Raw genomic sequence first — 16,026 nt, 5'->3', positions numbered from 1 at the left:
TAAAATTAGGACGTGTTGCCCTGTATAATTCTACTAGACTGACTCTTCAGTCTGAAAAAACAGTATTAGAGCTTTACGCAAAGCTCTAGTGCGGTTATCTTACCCTTTTTATTCATTTCTAAAGAAAATTCATGCAAGAATATATTGATTTCGCTAGCAATAACCCGTTGCCTATATTGGGTTTTATTGCCGTATTGTTTTTTATCATCAAAATTGAAATATCACGTGCTACAAGAAAATATAAGCAAGTTAACGTGAATGAAGCCGTAATGTTATTAAATAAAGATGACGCTGTGGTTGTTGATGTTCGTGAAGATAAAGAAATAACGTCAGGAATGATTAAAGGCGCCAGACATATTACTTTATCTCAATTACCTCAAAAAATTGGTGAGTTAAACAAGAGTAAACAATCACCGGTATTGGTTTATTGCCGTAGTGGTAGTCGTTCTGGTAATGCATGCAACCAATTAACCAAAGCTGGCTTTGAAAACGTTTCGAATCTTGCTGGTGGTATCATGGCGTGGGAATCAGCCAACTTACCGTTAACTAAGCGATAATTACTATTTTATGCCTGCTGAAGTAATCATGTATGCCACACGGTTTTGTCCATATTGTATGCGGGCAAGGTCGCTACTGAAGAAAAAAGGCGTAGAATATACCGAAATAAGCGTAGGTCGTGACCGCGATCTATGGGATGAAATGGAACAACGTAGCGGGCGAAATACCGTTCCGCAGATTTTTATAAATGATGAATCCGTAGGTGGTTATGATGACATTGCCGCTCTCGACCGACAAGGCGAACTGGATCAGAAATTAGGGATAGAACAAGATGGCTGAAGATACAAATTCACAAAACGGCGCAAACGGACAGGAAGCTGTTCAAAATACTGAAGCTCAAGAGCAACAGTTTATTATCGAGCGTGTATACGTTAAAGATATTTCATTTGAGTCTCCAAATAGCCCAGCTATTTTTACGCAGGATTGGGAGCCAGATACAAACCTAAATCTAAATACTCAGGTTAATCCTTTAGGTGACGACCACTATGAAGTTGAGCTTCATTTAACAGTATCAGTAAAAGGTAAAGACGGTAAAACTGCATTTCTTGTAGAAGTGGTTCAAGCAGGTGCTTTCCTTATTAAAGGTTACCCAGCTGAGCAGTTAAACCATTTATTGGCTAGTTACTGTCCAAGTAATTTATTCCCTTATGCACGTGAAGTGATTTCAAACTTGGTATCAAAAGGTAGCTTCCCTGAAATGCATCTTTCACCAATTAACTTTGATGCACTTTATGCTCAAAATATTGCTAAACAGCAAGAAGAAGCTCAAGCAAACGGTGGAGCACCAGCAGAGACGACTGAAGTATAAATAGTCGATCTGTCTAAGCATATATCGTTTAAGAGTAAGTATTAGAAGAGTAAATTTAAGAAGAGTAAAAAACATGACAACATCAGAGCGTCCCCAGAAAATATCGGTTTACGGTGCAGGTTCATGGGGAACAGCTCTGGCGTTGCAACTCGCGAGAAATGGCCTGGATGTGCTTCTTTGGGGTTTTGACCCCAAGCATATCGAAGCCTGCGACAAAGCTCGCGAAAATACAGCATACCTTCCAGGAATTCCTTTCCCGGATAACCTCAGATGCACTGATTCTATCGATGACCTTGTGCAACATTCAGATGATCAACTAATAGTTATACCCAGCCATGGTTTCCGCGATCTACTCAAGCAACTCAAACCAAAACTCAATAAATCTCATACTATTGTTTGGGCAACTAAAGGCTTGGAAGTGGGTAGCGGTAAATTGCTTCATGAAGTGTTGATTGAAGAATTGGGTGATGAAATAGATTATGGGCTGGTTTCTGGTCCAACATTCGCGACGGAAGTAGCAAAAGGCTTACCTTCAGCAATGACTGCTGCTGCCTCTACAGTAGCTCTGGCAGAACGTACTGCGGCGGCTTTTCAAGGTGGTAATTATCGTGTTTACACCAGCGATGATGTACTGGGTGTAGAGCTCGGTGGCGCTGTAAAGAATGTATTAGCGATAGCTGCTGGTATTTCAGATGGTTTGGGCTTTGGGGCGAATGCCCGAGCGGCAATTATCACCCGAGGTCTCGCAGAAATTATGCGTCTCGCGGATAAGATGGGTGCGCAAAACGAAACTATTATGGGTTTATCTGGCGTGGGTGATCTGGTTTTGACCTGTACAGATAATCAATCGCGTAATCGTCGTTTGGGTTTGGCGCTGGGTGAAGGCAAGAATATTGATGTGGCAATCGCTGAAATTGGTCAAGCGGTAGAAGGTGCCAAGACATCTCATAGTATTCATTTGTTGGCTGATCGAGCTGGAGTTGAAATGCCGATTAGCGCGTGCGTTCACAAAGTCATTTACGAAAATATGGCGCCAGAAGATGCTGTTAAAGAATTGCTTGCGCGCGAATTGAAGCCTGAATTCTAATTTTTAACCGTACTTCTAATTCTTTATCTTTGATGCCCTATTTGAATCCCCTATTTAAATCCTGGGTGTATGCTGTTGTCTGATTCATCCTCATAAAAAAATGCCTTCAAAGTAGGGGGGGGGGTATTTAATAAACTATAATATCCTGTATCAAATTTTGTGAGCATTTAAATGAATTCCATACCTTATCTTGGCAGTGAGCAACTTAAAGCAAAACTTCCGTGGCTAGACTTGATTGACGCCATCGATACCGTTTTCACCTCTGAAGTGATTGAGCCCTTGCGTCATCAGCATGACTTGAACGTACTCAATGAGCCAACCGCTTCGCTGTTATTAAAACCAGCCTGGATCGAAGGCGAGTATCTTGGGGTGAAACAAGTTACTATTTTTCCCGGGAATAGCGCTCGAGGACTTCCAGGGTTGAATGGCAGTTATCTACTCAGTAGTGCAAAAACAGGCGAACCATTACTGCAAGTTGATGCGGATGAGCTAACTGCCAGACGCACTGCTGCAGCTTCAGCGCTGGCCAGTCGATATTTATCTCGTGCAGATTCGCATAAATTATTGCTCATTGGTTCTGGTCGATTAGCCCGTGAATTAGTGTATGCGCACAGTGCTGTCCGACCAATAGATCAGATCGAAGTATGGAGCCGAAATCAACAATCTGCAGAAAAGCTGGTTGCCACATTTGTTGCAGAAGGATTACCCGCAACCGTATGTACGGATGTAGATTTAGCTAATTCCGCAGCTTCGGCAGATATCATCAGTTGTGCAACTATGTCGACTCAAGCCATTATTTTAGGTGAATGGCTAACGCCTGGTACGCACCTCGATTTAGTAGGCGGATTTAAACCAGATATGCGTGAAACCGATGATGCTGCGGTCCAGAAATCAGCCGTTTTTGTCGACACAAGACTGGCAGCCATCGTTGAAGCGGGTGATTTAACTCAACCCATAGAAAATGGTGCGTTTGATAAAAATGATGTCGTTGCCGAATTATCTGAATTGAGTGGAAAGCAGCACGAGGGGCGCAGTCAGCTTAAAGACAGCGATCAACAAATCACTCTCTTTAAATCGGTGGGTGCAGCAAGAGAAGATTTAGCGGCAGCTATTTTGGCTTATGAAGGTTTAGTAGACGAAACTTAAGATGAATCAAGACCAACCGAAAGGCACTGTTGCGATTGTCGGTAGTGGTATTATTGGTATTACTACAGCGCTCGAATTACAGGAAGCTGGTTATCAGGTTACGTTATTTGATAAAACCGAGCCAGCAACTGAGACTTCCTATGGTAATGCCAGCTTCCTTGCCATAGAGCTCATCGATCCTCAGGCTACAGTGGGGAATATCGTCTCTGCGGTGAAGCAACTTTTTAGTGAAAATGCGGCATTAAAAGTTACCCCCGATCACTTGTTGTCCTTTATCCCGTGGAGCATTAAGTTTCTAAAAGAGGTGGCTAGTTCACGACAAGATAAAAGCCGAAAAGCCATCGTCGCTTTAAATAAACATTCCATAAATGCCTGGAAATCGTTATTAAATAGATCTAACTGCGAAGAAATGGTGCGTAAAAGTGGTTATCTTCAGGTTTGGGAAAAGTCTTCAAGTATCAAGCAAGCAGAAAACTGCCAGAAAGCACTACAAGCACAGGGTATTGAGTGTGAAATCTTAAAAGACGCAGCTGTATTTGAGAAAGAGCCCGCGTTATCGCGTGATATTAAACATGCGCTTTATTGCCCAGAATCCGTGCAATTATTAGACCCCTACGAAACGGCAGTCGCTCTATTTGATCGCTTTGTACAGCAAGGTGGGAATTTTAAACAATCAGAAGTGAAGCAAATCTCTACGCCTAATCAACGCGTTGGTTTATCTACCTCCAGTGGTGATTTTGACTTTGATAAATTAGTGGTTTGCGCGGGAGTCTGGAGTAAAAAACTACTTGAACAGCTGGGGCTGGATATTCCGCTGGTAGCCGAACGAGGTTATCACTTAACGTTTCCAGAAAGTCCGGTTAAATTTAAGCGATTGATTATGTCGGCTGATAGGCATGTGATGTTAACGCCACTCAAAACCGGAATGCGAATCACCGGTTTTGCCGAGTTTGCCAATGTAGATTCAAAACCCGTTGCAAAGCGTTATGACACCTTAAGTAAGCATATCAATGCAATAATCCCAAATTTTGATGCTGATAAACAACAGCCCAGTAAATGGATGGGTAATCGCTCAACATTGCCAGATTCTTTGCCAGTTATCGACTTACACCCGGAACACCCTCAAATTGGCATGGTCTTTGGTCATCAACATTTGGGATTAACGCAAGCACCCATATCAGCAAAAATTATTACGGCGTTGATTGATGGTGATAAAAGCAATCAAACACTGGCTGATTTTAAAGATGTATTGAGTAGTTTTTCAGTGAATAGGTTTTGACTATATCGTTCTTTGTTGAAGAGATTTAATTTAACAGGTCTTTGATCATAATAAACATTCACTATAGTAAGAAAATGAAGAATTCTAAATTTATGGTGTACTGGTTTGCTATTGCTAAATGATTCTTCTATATTCGTATCAAAATAAAAATAAAAAATAACGGAGTTTTAATAGCAAGTATAAAAAAGGGAAATAAATATGAGAAGATTTTCAGCATTACTGTATAAGTTACATTTGATTTTTTTAATTTCAACAATAACCACGTCCTCAGTTTTAGCCGGTACTACTGGAGGTGGCAGTATCACATTTAGTCTTGCATCTCCTACAGCAGTTCCTAGTTTAAGTGGTACGATGTTAATTGTATTAAGTCTTTTGCTTTTTGTTGTCGCTTTTAAAGTTACTCGACAAAAAGGCTCAAATGCTAATAAGTTTTTTGTTATGTTAATAGGAGTCAGCGCTTTTGGCTTTGGTGGTAGTGGAATTAAGCTTGTAAGTGATGCAAAGGCAGGGTTCGCAAATACTCCTATTATTACTTTTAATACCCCAATAGCTTTGGAGAATTATCAGGCATACCACTTTGAAAATAGCCTTACTCCAACACAAACGATTAATATTTTAAGTGCTGGTCCTTATGAAGGCTCTATTTGTGATTACTATTCTACTATAGAGCCAGTTGGTGTTCTTGATTGTATGTCTACTCCAAGTTTATCTCCGGGGGAGATATGTGGGATAGGCTGTAGGTCATTGGATGATGGAGGAGAAGATCTAGGTCCAGTTCTAGAATTAGAAGGTAAACCTTCAACGAATATATGGAAATAAGTTTATCTAGCGAGAATTTCCTTGAGGATAGATTCGCAAGAATTCAAGATGCCACCATTTTAGTGGCATCTTGAGCAATGGGATAATGGATTTAGAAGCTGTTACTTCTCAACTTGAGAAACATCTCTAACTGCCCCTTTTGCTGCAGATGTCGCCATCGCCGCATAAGCTCTTAGTGCCTGGGTAACGTTTCTAGGACGAGGACCTGCTTTCCAGCCTGCGCTGCCTTTGGCATCCATTGCGTCACGGCGCTGTTGCAGCTCATCGTCAGAAATACGAAGTGAAATTTTACGGTTCGGAATGTCGATATCAATCGTATCTCCTTCTTCGACTAATCCAATCGCTCCGCCTTCAGCTGCTTCTGGTGACGCGTGTCCAATAGATAAACCCGATGTACCGCCTGAGAAACGACCGTCAGTGATCAACGCACAAGCTTTGCCAAGACCTTTTGATTTTAGGTAACTGGTTGGATACAGCATTTCCTGCATGCCCGGTCCACCTTTTGGTCCTTCATAAAGAATAACAACGATATCGCCTTCAACGATTTCATCTGCAAGGATTGCCGTTACTGCATCGTCTTGAGATTCATAAACACGTGCGCGCCCTTTAAAAGTCAAGATATGCTCATCAACACCTGCAGTCTTTACGATACAACCGTCTTCTGCGATATTGCCGTAGAGTACGGCTAAACCGCCATCTTTTGAGTAAGCGTGCTCAACATCACGAATACATCCACCGACTTTGTCGATATCAAGATCATCCCAGCGTTTGCTTTGACTAAACGCATGCACAGTACGCACATTTCCCGGAGCCGCTTTATAGAAAGTTTGTACTTCTTCAGATGGGTTACGTGCGATGTCCCACTTTTCCAGTGCTTCGCCCATAGTACGAGCGTGAACAGTATTACATTCAGTGTGTAGCATGCCGCCTCGGTCTAGCTCCCCCAGAATTCTGAAAACACCGCCAGCGCGATGCACATCTTCCATGTGGTATAGCTGAGTTGCGGGTGCTACTTTGCTCAAATTAGGCACTGAGCGAGATAAACGATCCATATCGTCCATGGTGAAATCAACTTTAGCTTCATGAGCTGCAGCAAGTAAATGCAGAACAGTATTGGTCGAACCACCCATGGTGATATCGAGGCTCATTGCATTTTCAAACGCTTTGAAGTTAGCAATGTTGCGTGGTAGTGCGGTCTCGTCATCTTCTTCGTAATAACGCTTTGTAAGCACCATGATCTGGCGAGCTGCTTCCAAGAATAACTGCTCACGATCTGAATGCGTTGCCAGCATTGATCCATTACCTGGCAATGATAAGCCTAAGGCTTCGGTCAAACAGTTCATTGAGTTTGCGGTAAACATACCTGAACAAGATCCGCAGGTAGGACAGGCTGAAACTTCTGTTTTAAACACGTCATCATCAGAGACATTGTCATCGGCTGCTGAAACCATGGCATCAACCAGATCAAGCTTTACAACTTGCTCCTGAATAACGGCCTTGCCAGATTCCATTGGTCCACCAGATACAAATATTACGGGGATATTCAAGCGTAAGGCAGCGTTTAACATGCCTGGTGTGATTTTGTCACAGTTAGAAATACAGACTAAAGCATCCGCACAATGTGCGTTTACCATGTACTCTACTGAATCGGAAATAATCTCGCGTGAAGGAAGGCTGTAAAGCATGCCATCGTGACCCATCGCTATACCATCATCAACAGCAATGGTATTGAATTCTTTTGCGACGCCGCCCGCTTTTTCTATTTCGCGTGCAACAAGTTGACCCATGTCTTTCAGATGAACATGACCAGGCACAAACTGTGTGAATGAATTTGCAATAGCGATGATGGGCTTGCTGAAATCGCCATCTTGCATACCAGTAGCACGCCATAGGGCTCTGGCTCCAGCCATATTACGGCCGTGGGTGGATGTACGTGAACGATACTCTGGCATGGGGATTCTTCTCTCGATTAAATGATAGAGAGCTATTTTAACGCTGAATTAGGGTCTTTGGAAATAGTCTTTAAAAAAGCCGTTGAAAGTAGGGGGGTGACCTTTTGAATTATTCGCGAATCTGTTGTGAAAATGTGATGAATTTCACGGAATCGGCGTAGAGAATCCAATATATTATTCAGACAGCAATAGCCACGGTAACGAATGACAAAGGAGCTAATCATGAAACTTTCAATCTTACCTATATTGATCATAAGCGTGATGCTTGCAGCGACCATTATTATATCGGCAGAAGCGTTGATGTCTCCTTTCTAGCTGGCTTTGAAGCAGCTGTTTGGTAATGCTTTTAAAAAAGTGCCCCAAAGTAGGGGGGTGACTTTTAGTATTGAATGTCTTACTTAAACCCGTTACTTAAACCCATTGATAAATGTTTGAAAGCTCTTCGAACGTTGCATTAATTTCATGCCAGCATCTTCTAGTTGGTCTACGGTTTTATTCGGTAACTCGAGAGCAGTGGGAACGATTCCTAATGCTTTGAGTTCCGAGGGTCGCAGGTCTTCAAGGTTAATTTCAATCAATTGGAACTCTATATTGGCGCAGTCTTTACTGGGCTTTTCTCGACAGCGCGCTGTTTGTACCTGTTTTTTCCAGACAGGGAATTTGCTCGTTAATAAGTCAATAGTCTCCGTGTTGTACTTATTGGATTGGATTGTGGTGGTGGTATCAATCACATCAACCGTTGAAGGCGCTCGCTTTCGGGTCGCAATAATGGGGTTTTGAAAGCTGGCGGCATTTACGCTGATAAAAACCATCTTCTTGGTATTCTGCATGCCGTAGGTTTTCATCGCACTCCACATGCTGTCGTTATGGAACGAAATGATATCCAGAATAGAGCGTATGCCCAGGTTATCAGCGACTCCACCATCCACTAAATGCAGGTATTTTAACTTTTTATTATCGCGGTAGTTTTTAACCCTAAGTGCATCTTTATAACGCTTTTGCTTATTTTTCACTTTGTTTCTATTGCGCTTTTGAACATCCCAGACGATAGGTGAAAACTTGCAACTACCCGCGTGATTCTCCAGAGTGATAGGAGAGAAAACCACGGGTACAGCTGAGGACGCTGCAACGGCACGAGATATCGGATAGCTATTTAAATCTGAGCAGATCCAGCTGAAATGATAGCCAGTAAAAGAAAAGCCTTGGCCCAATGACAAGTCTGTCGCATTGATAACAATAAAAGGAGCATCGGGGCGCATATCGCCAAAATGTTTCTTTTTGAAAATTGTCTGGTGATAATATTCTGCGGCTAGATCGCTACGTTCAAACAGCGCCGGCGCTAAACGAATCCAGGACTTTGGGCTAAATAATGAAAGATTGAGTAATTCGGTCTGGATTTTTCTCTTAAGGACTTTCTTCTCAAAATCTTTAAAAATACCATCACCAAATAAGCCATAATACGCTGAGGTGAAACTTCCTCCAGATACCGATGAAATCATGTCGACTTCATCCAGTAAGCGGCGTTGTTTGTTGCCGATGTTGATTTTAGTGTCACGTAATTTTTTTAGAACGCCGTATGACAATGCTGCAGAACGGGTTCCGCCACCTGAAAATGCCATAAACAAAGAAAGCTCATCAGATCGTTGGTTTTTTGATTCTGAACCTAATGCTGATAATTCTGAACTTGATTTAGCCTTCAGGGGCTCGTTCATTTTTGGGGAAGTAACGCTACAAGCACTAAGAAATAGTCCGCTGAAAATTATGTATAGCGGCTTAGCTGTGAATATTTTTCTTATGCGGCTTAGTGTTGTTATTTGTGACATAGTGGTTAAAGTAGTCTCTTAAATATTTTTTAGCTTTGTGTGTTAGTTTATCTTTATGTCAAAAATAATTCTATTCAATAAACCCTTCGGTGTTTTAACCCAATTTACTGATAGTGAAGGGCGTGCGACTCTGGCTGATTACATCAAAGAAAAAGGTGTTTATGCCGCAGGACGTCTTGATCGTGATAGTGAAGGTTTATTGGTGTTAACCAATGATGGAAAACTTCAAAACCGAATCGCCAGCCCAAAACATAAAATGTCTAAAACCTATTGGGTTCAGGTGGAAGGAGAGCCGGAGCAGTCTGACCTGGATAAGCTACGAGAAGGCGTAGATCTCAAAGATGGCATGACCATGCCAGCAAAAATCAAAATTATTCCAGAGCCTTATTTATTGTGGGAGCGGGATCCGCCAGTACGTGTTCGTAAGACTATTCCGGATAGCTGGTTGGAAATTACCATTAGTGAAGGTAGAAACCGACAGGTTAGACGGATGACAGCAGCAATAGGTTATCCAACATTACGTTTAATTCGGTATCGGGTGGGTTCCTGGACGATAGATGGGCTTGATAATGGTAAATGTAAAACGTTTGAAATAGCTTAATACTGAGAAGACTTTGTTAAACACTAATATAACTATTAGGCTGATTTAAATCTTGCTAAATTTGTATGTTACTAGGTATTTGATAAATAGATGTAAATTCAGGTCAGCGTTATGATTTCCGCTTTCGATTTGTGTGCTGTATCATCTAATAAATAAAAAGAAACGAATAAACAAGCCATTTAAGGGACGCTAATAAGTAATGCAAATATCGATGATGAAACTAGTTTTTATGACATCGCTTTTTTTATCAAGTTCTATTACCCCTGCCGCTGCTGAAACTATCAGAGTCAATTTTGATGATTGGTGTCCTTACTCTTGTATGGAAGACGACCATTCTGAAATACCTCACTCGAAAAGACCTGGCTATGAACTCGACATAATCAATCTGATTTTCAATAAACAGGGCATTAAGTTTGACTACCTTTTTATGCCTTGGGCTAGAGCTATTACCGAAGCAACCGCGGGAAGGCTTGATGCTCTTTTATCTCCGGGAAAGAAAGAAGCCCCAGGTTTGATGTTTCCCGAGGAGAGTATCGGTGAGCTCAAGTGGTGTTTTTATACTTTAGCAGGGAGTAAATGGAATTATTCAGGGGTGGATTCTTTAGAGAAAGTGACTCTGGGTTATCTTGAAGGTAATGTCGTGAGTGCTGAAGTTCAGGACTATATTGATAAACATAAAGATAATAGCTTATTAGTTCAGCCATCCTATCAAACTAACTGGATTGATATGAATTTCAATAAACTTGCTATGGGTCGTATTACTGCGATTTTAGATGAGCAGTACACATTGGATTATCACATTAAAGAAACGGGAAAGACTTCTAATTTCAGAAAAGCGGGCTGTTTGAATAGTGAATCAATGTATATTGCTTTTTCCCCTGAAAACCCTCGAGCAAAAGAATACACAGAGATATTTGATGCAGGTTTAAGAAGGCTAAGAGCGTCAGGAGAGCTTAAAACAATTCTAGAAAATTATGGATTGGATGACTGGAATTAACATAGGTTTTTTTTATTCATACGTATTTACTTGCGATAAGTGCATAGAGCGCAAATAATGAAAGCCTATTAAGCATTAGGATTTAACTTTGTCTCTTATCTTTGAAGAACTCGATTTTCAACATACGCCGCTTGGCGAAATTAGCTTAAGAAAGCGTTCAGAGCCTCGTCTGGAAAATAAACTCATTTACGAAGTTAAGATGAATGAAGAGTTTTTGATGTCGAGTCTGTTTGTCGAAGCAGAAGTACAACTCTCTCACCTTGGTTTAGCCGCGCTTGGCGATACGTTTGATGATAAGTCACTAGATGTCATCGTCGGCGGTTTGGGGCTCGGTTATACGGCAGCAGCGGCGCTAGAGCATAGTTCTGTTGCAACCTTGAAAGTAATCGACGTGATGCCGCCAGTGATTGAATGGCATGAAAAAGGCTTGGTGCCTTTAGGTGAGGAGCTCATGGCTGATTCTCGTTGTGAGTTGGTGTTGGGAGATTTCTTCGCTATTGCGAGTGCAGATACTCGGGGCTTTGGTAAAGCTAATCAGGATCAAAAAGTAGATGCTGTATTATTGGATATCGATCATTCGCCCAGCTTTTTGTTATCCCCGGGGAATGCTTCCTTTTATACCAGCAAGGGTTTGTCTTCTTTAGCCAATAAAATAAATCAGGGTGGTGTATTTGCACTTTGGTCGGACGTTAAAGCGAGTGACAACTTTATCCAGTTTCTTGAAAGTGTTTTTGCTGATGTTAGGTCTCATTTGGTTTCGTTTCCTAACCCTTATACGCAAGAAACGTCCAGTAATTATGTGTATACAGCAATCGTTCGGTAGTTGTTTTGATATTTTGTGATTTACTCACCATGTCTTGAGGAGAAATTTATGTCAGAAGTTATTAAACATTATTCTACGGATAATATTACTGTGGTCTGGCAACCAGCTAAATGTTCGCATTCTAAAATATGTTTTCATCAATTACCTCAGGTCTTTAACCCCAATAATAGACCATGGGTAACCTTGGATGGCAGTTCAGAAGATGAGGTTGTCGCACAGGTAGGGAAGTGTCCATCTGGGGCACTATCGATACAACAAAAAAAGGAGATCTCCACGCAAATGAACACGCAAGATAAAGATACTGCTACGAAAGTGAAAGTAACCAAAGGTGGCCCATTACTAGTGGAAGGAAATTTAACAATAACCATGCCCGATGGGGAAGAGGTTACGAAAGAAGGTATGACTGCCTTATGTCGTTGTGGTGCTTCTGCTAACAAACCTTATTGTGATGGTAGCCATAATAAAATTGAGTTTGATACTTAATTTTAAGGTCTTGGTTGTGCTTATCAGTTGATGGGTAAAAACAATACTGAGTATCTGGTTAGTCCTGACAAAGGGATTATGCTTAGTGGCTTAATGAAATAACCCCCTATAAGTAGGGGGGTGACCAATCGTTAAAAGGTTATTAATCGTATTCTGTATCTTTCCAGGTACGCATTGCGGTAAATACTTCTGTAGAGTTTTCTAAGGGTTTTCCGGCAAATTCAGAAACTCTTTTAACGACTTTGGGTAAATGTGTTCGAAGAAACGGATTTGTTTCTAATTCTAACGAGAGTCGCGACGGAACAGTCGTCTCGCCGTTTTCTCTTAAGGCTATTGCATCACTTTCTCGTGAAATAAGTTTTTCGTTATCTGGTTCTACCCACTTGGCAAAACCGATGTTATCTAACGTATATTCATGAGCACAGTAAATCAGGGTGTTTTCAGGTAGTTTTGATATTTTTTCTAAAGAATCATGAAGGTCTTTTTTGGTTCCGTTGAATACTCGCCCACAGCCTGCGGCAAATAAAGTGTCTCCACAAAAGAGACGTCCTTCACCAGTTTTATCTGCGCTATCTTCATGGGTGTAATAAGCGATATGTCCAGCAGTATGGCCGTGTACATTCATCACCTGAAAATCGGTGTTAATTTGGTTTATGTGTATTGTTTCACCACCTTGAAGTGGGTGAGTAATATGCGGGATGCGTTCGCTTGCGGGGCCATATACCGACAGATTTGGGTATTTTTCCAGTAGTTTGCCGATACCACCAACATGATCTGCATGAAAGTGAGTAATGAGAATAGCGACGGGTTGAATTTTGTCTTTTTCCAAGGCTTTAATGACAGGAGTTGCATCTCCTGGATCGACGATCGCGGCGTATTGTTGGTTTTCATCACAAATAAGCCAGATATAGTTGTCAGAAAAAGCTGGGACAGTGATAATACGATTCTTAGACGACATAATAATTAATTTTGAGAGTGGTAAATGAGTACGGGAACACTATACATTATTTCTGCACCTTCGGGAGCAGGGAAAACCAGTTTGATAACTAAGTTATTGGAAACATTGGAAGGTGCTGAAATGGCCGTTTCTCATACAACTCGTAAAGCCCGTGAAGGCGAGATTGATGGCAAACATTATCATTTTATCGATGCTGATACCTTCCTCAATGGTGTACATAATGGTGATTTCTTGGAGCACGCAAATGTGTTTGGTAATCACTACGGAACGGCTAAAAAATCAGTAGATGAAATTCTCAATAAAGGTGTTGATGTCATTCTGGAAATTGATTGGCAGGGAGCACAACAAGTCAGAGACTTAATGCCCGGTTGTTTGTCTATTTTTATTTTACCTCCATCCAAAGAAGAGCTAGAAAAGCGTTTACGAGGAAGAGGAACAGATAGCGACGATGTGATTGCTAAACGATTGGGGCAATCCGTTGATGACATACAGCATTATTCGGAATTTGATTATGTTGTGATCAATGATGATTTTGATGAATCAGTAGAAACACTTAAGAGTATATTTATTGCTAATCGAACTACTTTAGAAAGACAGAAGTTAAGAAATAAATCATTGCTTGAAGGCTTGGCTAATAAATAAAGTTTATCAATTCTATTTGTTGAAGCCTAATTAAGATATCCTGAGTTATTATTTGTCTGTAACTAAAATATGATAACTGAAACATTAAAAAATAAAATAATTAGTTATCTTAGAGAAAAAACCAAGGCACAGGATTGGGAAATAAATCACCCTGAAATTAATTCTACTGAAGCAATTGTCTATAGATTTTCCAGTAAAGATTTTCCAAAAGACGTCGCTTTAAAAGTATATCGTAACGATCAAAGCCCAAGAAGCAGGCACCATTTCGCTGCTATTGAGCGTTTCTCTTTGGCTATTAACATAGACAACGGAAAATATCGTGTACCTGAACCTTATGGTTTTTTTCAGGATGATAACTGTTTTCTGATGGAATGGATTTCAGGTAAGAATTTAAGAGAAATTCTCTGGGAAAATTGTTTAAGAAAGGGCCCAATACAAAATAACATTAAAGTCGGCTTCCAATGGCTTCGATATTATCACGAGAATGCTAATCTAAAGCTCAGCATTGTTGATAACTTGCGTTACTCAACTAATATCGAATCACACTGTGAAAAACTACACACGGAAGAGTTATGCAAAAAGAATCCGATATTCATAGCTGGGTTTAAAGCTTTAAACCGCTATGCGAATTGCTTTTATGACTATAAAGTTTTACATGCGGATTTACATGGGGATTTGAATCTCAGTAATATAATAATTAATGAAAACCATGTGGTTGGTATTGATATTGGGGGAGCGAATTCGGCCCCAATTGCAGATGATATGGCTCAAATGTTAAATTATATATGCATAAACTACTTCAACATGCTTACCAAAGCGGATATGCGTAAGTCGCCAGATTTATGGGAAATATTTAACCTCGTTCTTGATGCGTATAAGTATCCTAAAGAGCAAAAAGCAAGGGACTTTTTTCTTTTTGTGTTTCTTTATCAGATGCTACATCGATGGATTTCCGTCTACGATTTTCATAAATCAGGATCAAACTATTCCAATTTGGTTAAGTTGCTAGGTAAATGGCGCTTGCGTAACTCTGCAGTTATTGTAGAAGGGTTGACTAAGGTGGTGAATAATAAGGTATCCTGAAACTTTGTGGCTATGTAGTGAAGGAAATATTTTTATAATTTGTTATATTTAGTTGCTAAGCCTTTAGACTTTTCAATAGGGTACTTTTCAGCATTTAGAATCATTTTTCGTTTTGCTGTTTTTACAAGATCCACATCTAATTTATCTGCCAGTCGAATCAGATAAATAAAAATATCAGCCATTTCCAGACTTACTTCATCCAGGGTTTCGGTAGAAAGATTTTTGCTTTGTTCGTCCGTCAGCCATTGAAAATGTTCAACTAATTCGGCGCATTCTACAATCATTGCCATAGAAAAATTCTTCGGTGAGTGGAATTGATCCCAGTCACGCTCTTCGGCAAACTCGCGTAATTTAAGTTTTAGAGATTCTATTTCTGCTGACATGCTTAACTTCTATAAAATAAAAGTATCATAGCAAATTAACACCACTAAAAAAGCCAGTGGTTTTTCAACGACTGGCTATTTGAATCTTTTTTTAACTCTAAGGGTTAAATATAACAGTTAAAATCAACTGCAACCTTTAGGTCTTGGTAGCCCAGCTACTTTATTGGCTGATTTAATCAATCCACCTTTAGGGAAGAAGCTAAAGATATACTTATTTGATGAGCGATCTTTACCAAACTCTTCTTTCATCATTTTCATAAATTTACGTGGTTCAGCAACCTGACCGTTATCGTAAAATGCTTTACGAGTGAGGTTAATGATGTCCCAGTGTTCGGGAGTAAGCTCGTCGATACCTTCCACTTCTGTTGCAATCTTTTCTGCAATGGCTTCGGACCACTCGCTAAGGTCTTCTAACCAGCCTGCTTCGCTAAGTTGTATTGTTTTGCCTTCTACTTCGATTTCCATAATGTGCCCTTTGAAAGTTAAATATAATTTGTATTGTAGTATATCATTAAATACTAATAGATAACAAAATTGATACTTATGATTAATTTTATACGGGTATTTTCGGATACAATGACAAA

Annotated in this window: 18 protein-coding genes; 13 read left to right on the top strand and 5 right to left on the bottom strand. The window is 40.4% G+C overall.

What is annotated here, in order from left to right; all coding sequences use genetic code 11:
- The first annotated feature begins 131 nt into the window (after positions 1 to 131).
- The 7 genes from EV695_RS18310 to EV695_RS18280 all read left to right on the top strand — a co-directional run bounded on the left by EV695_RS18310 (position 132) and on the right by EV695_RS18280 (position 5,697).
- Positions 132 to 557, top strand: coding sequence for a rhodanese-like domain-containing protein (locus EV695_RS18310; protein ID WP_131907458.1), 426 nt, complete (start codon positions 132 to 134; stop codon positions 555 to 557).
- 10 nt (positions 558 to 567) lie between these two features.
- A complete protein-coding gene (grxC, locus tag EV695_RS18305; RefSeq protein WP_131907457.1) occupies positions 568 to 837 on the top strand; it encodes a glutaredoxin 3 in 270 nt (89 codons plus the stop codon).
- On the top strand, positions 830 to 1,366 hold the full coding sequence (gene secB / locus EV695_RS18300) for a protein-export chaperone SecB (protein WP_131907456.1): 537 nt from the start codon (positions 830 to 832) through the stop codon (positions 1,364 to 1,366). The genes grxC and secB overlap by 8 nt, the downstream gene beginning before the upstream one ends.
- 73 nt (positions 1,367 to 1,439) lie before the next feature.
- Positions 1,440 to 2,453: an NAD(P)H-dependent glycerol-3-phosphate dehydrogenase gene (locus EV695_RS18295; RefSeq protein ID WP_131907455.1), complete on the top strand. Its 1,014-nt coding sequence runs from the start codon at positions 1,440 to 1,442 to the stop codon at positions 2,451 to 2,453.
- A 171-nt stretch (positions 2,454 to 2,624) separates the two neighbouring features.
- Entirely contained in the window at positions 2,625 to 3,599 is a 975-nt protein-coding gene (gene lhpI, locus EV695_RS18290; RefSeq protein ID WP_131907454.1) for a bifunctional Delta(1)-pyrroline-2-carboxylate/Delta(1)-piperideine-2-carboxylate reductase, read from the top strand.
- Between the two features lies 1 nt (position 3,600).
- Positions 3,601 to 4,878 (top strand): NAD(P)/FAD-dependent oxidoreductase, encoded by a 1,278-nt coding sequence (locus EV695_RS18285; protein ID WP_131907453.1) that lies wholly within the window; start codon positions 3,601 to 3,603, stop codon positions 4,876 to 4,878.
- A gap of 198 nt (positions 4,879 to 5,076) precedes the next feature.
- Positions 5,077 to 5,697, top strand: a complete 621-nt coding sequence (locus EV695_RS18280) for a hypothetical protein (RefSeq protein WP_131907452.1) — start codon at positions 5,077 to 5,079, stop codon at positions 5,695 to 5,697.
- Positions 5,698 to 5,798: 101 nt separating this feature from the next.
- Here the strand turns inward: EV695_RS18280 and ilvD are convergent, their stop codons facing one another.
- Together ilvD and EV695_RS18270 are read right to left on the bottom strand one after the other, a co-directional pair.
- On the bottom strand, positions 5,799 to 7,649 hold the full coding sequence (gene ilvD / locus EV695_RS18275) for a dihydroxy-acid dehydratase (RefSeq protein ID WP_131907451.1): 1,851 nt from the start codon (positions 7,647 to 7,649) through the stop codon (positions 5,799 to 5,801).
- Between the two features lie 407 nt (positions 7,650 to 8,056).
- Positions 8,057 to 9,472 carry a patatin-like phospholipase family protein gene (locus tag EV695_RS18270; RefSeq protein ID WP_131907450.1) on the bottom strand — a complete coding sequence of 472 codons (1,416 nt, stop codon included), beginning with the start codon at positions 9,470 to 9,472 and terminating at the stop codon, positions 8,057 to 8,059.
- Positions 9,473 to 9,527: 55 nt separating this feature from the next.
- On the opposite strand from EV695_RS18270, the gene EV695_RS18265 reads away from it, so the two are divergent.
- From EV695_RS18265 to EV695_RS18250, 4 genes are all read left to right on the top strand, one after another.
- Positions 9,528 to 10,073: a pseudouridine synthase gene (locus EV695_RS18265; protein ID WP_131907449.1), complete on the top strand. Its 546-nt coding sequence runs from the start codon at positions 9,528 to 9,530 to the stop codon at positions 10,071 to 10,073.
- A 229-nt stretch (positions 10,074 to 10,302) separates the two neighbouring features.
- Complete coding sequence (locus tag EV695_RS18260; RefSeq protein WP_165874754.1) at positions 10,303 to 11,070, top strand: substrate-binding periplasmic protein; 768 nt, start codon at positions 10,303 to 10,305, stop codon at positions 11,068 to 11,070.
- 88 nt (positions 11,071 to 11,158) lie between these two features.
- Entirely contained in the window at positions 11,159 to 11,893 is a 735-nt protein-coding gene (locus EV695_RS18255) for a spermine/spermidine synthase domain-containing protein (protein WP_131907447.1), read from the top strand.
- A 48-nt stretch (positions 11,894 to 11,941) separates the two neighbouring features.
- Complete coding sequence (locus EV695_RS18250) at positions 11,942 to 12,376, top strand: (4Fe-4S)-binding protein (RefSeq protein ID WP_131907446.1); 435 nt, start codon at positions 11,942 to 11,944, stop codon at positions 12,374 to 12,376.
- A gap of 142 nt (positions 12,377 to 12,518) precedes the next feature.
- Here the strand turns inward: EV695_RS18250 and gloB are convergent, their stop codons facing one another.
- Positions 12,519 to 13,334 (bottom strand): hydroxyacylglutathione hydrolase, encoded by an 816-nt coding sequence (gene gloB, locus EV695_RS18245; protein WP_131907445.1) that lies wholly within the window; start codon positions 13,332 to 13,334, stop codon positions 12,519 to 12,521.
- Between the two features lie 24 nt (positions 13,335 to 13,358).
- On the opposite strand from gloB, the gene gmk reads away from it, so the two are divergent.
- Both gmk and EV695_RS18235 read left to right on the top strand, forming a co-directional pair.
- Complete coding sequence (gene gmk / locus EV695_RS18240; protein WP_131907444.1) at positions 13,359 to 13,976, top strand: guanylate kinase; 618 nt, start codon at positions 13,359 to 13,361, stop codon at positions 13,974 to 13,976.
- 69 nt (positions 13,977 to 14,045) lie between these two features.
- On the top strand, positions 14,046 to 15,059 hold the full coding sequence (locus tag EV695_RS18235) for a hypothetical protein (protein WP_131907443.1): 1,014 nt from the start codon (positions 14,046 to 14,048) through the stop codon (positions 15,057 to 15,059).
- Positions 15,060 to 15,091: 32 nt separating this feature from the next.
- On the opposite strand, the gene EV695_RS18230 is transcribed toward EV695_RS18235, so the two are convergent.
- Both EV695_RS18230 and EV695_RS18225 read right to left on the bottom strand, forming a co-directional pair.
- On the bottom strand, positions 15,092 to 15,442 hold the full coding sequence (locus EV695_RS18230) for a nucleotide pyrophosphohydrolase (RefSeq protein ID WP_131907442.1): 351 nt from the start codon (positions 15,440 to 15,442) through the stop codon (positions 15,092 to 15,094).
- A gap of 123 nt (positions 15,443 to 15,565) precedes the next feature.
- The gene (locus EV695_RS18225; RefSeq protein ID WP_131907441.1) at positions 15,566 to 15,907 is read right to left on the bottom strand and encodes a TusE/DsrC/DsvC family sulfur relay protein; all 342 of its coding nucleotides are present in this window, start codon (positions 15,905 to 15,907) and stop codon (positions 15,566 to 15,568) included.
- Positions 15,908 to 16,026: the final 119 nt, after the last annotated feature.

This window comes from Cocleimonas flava, assembly GCF_004339015.1.
GTDB lineage: Bacteria > Pseudomonadota > Gammaproteobacteria > Thiotrichales > Thiotrichaceae > Cocleimonas > Cocleimonas flava.
The sequence above is the reverse complement of the archived record's forward strand: the minus strand, read 5'-3'. Positions and strand labels throughout refer to the sequence as shown.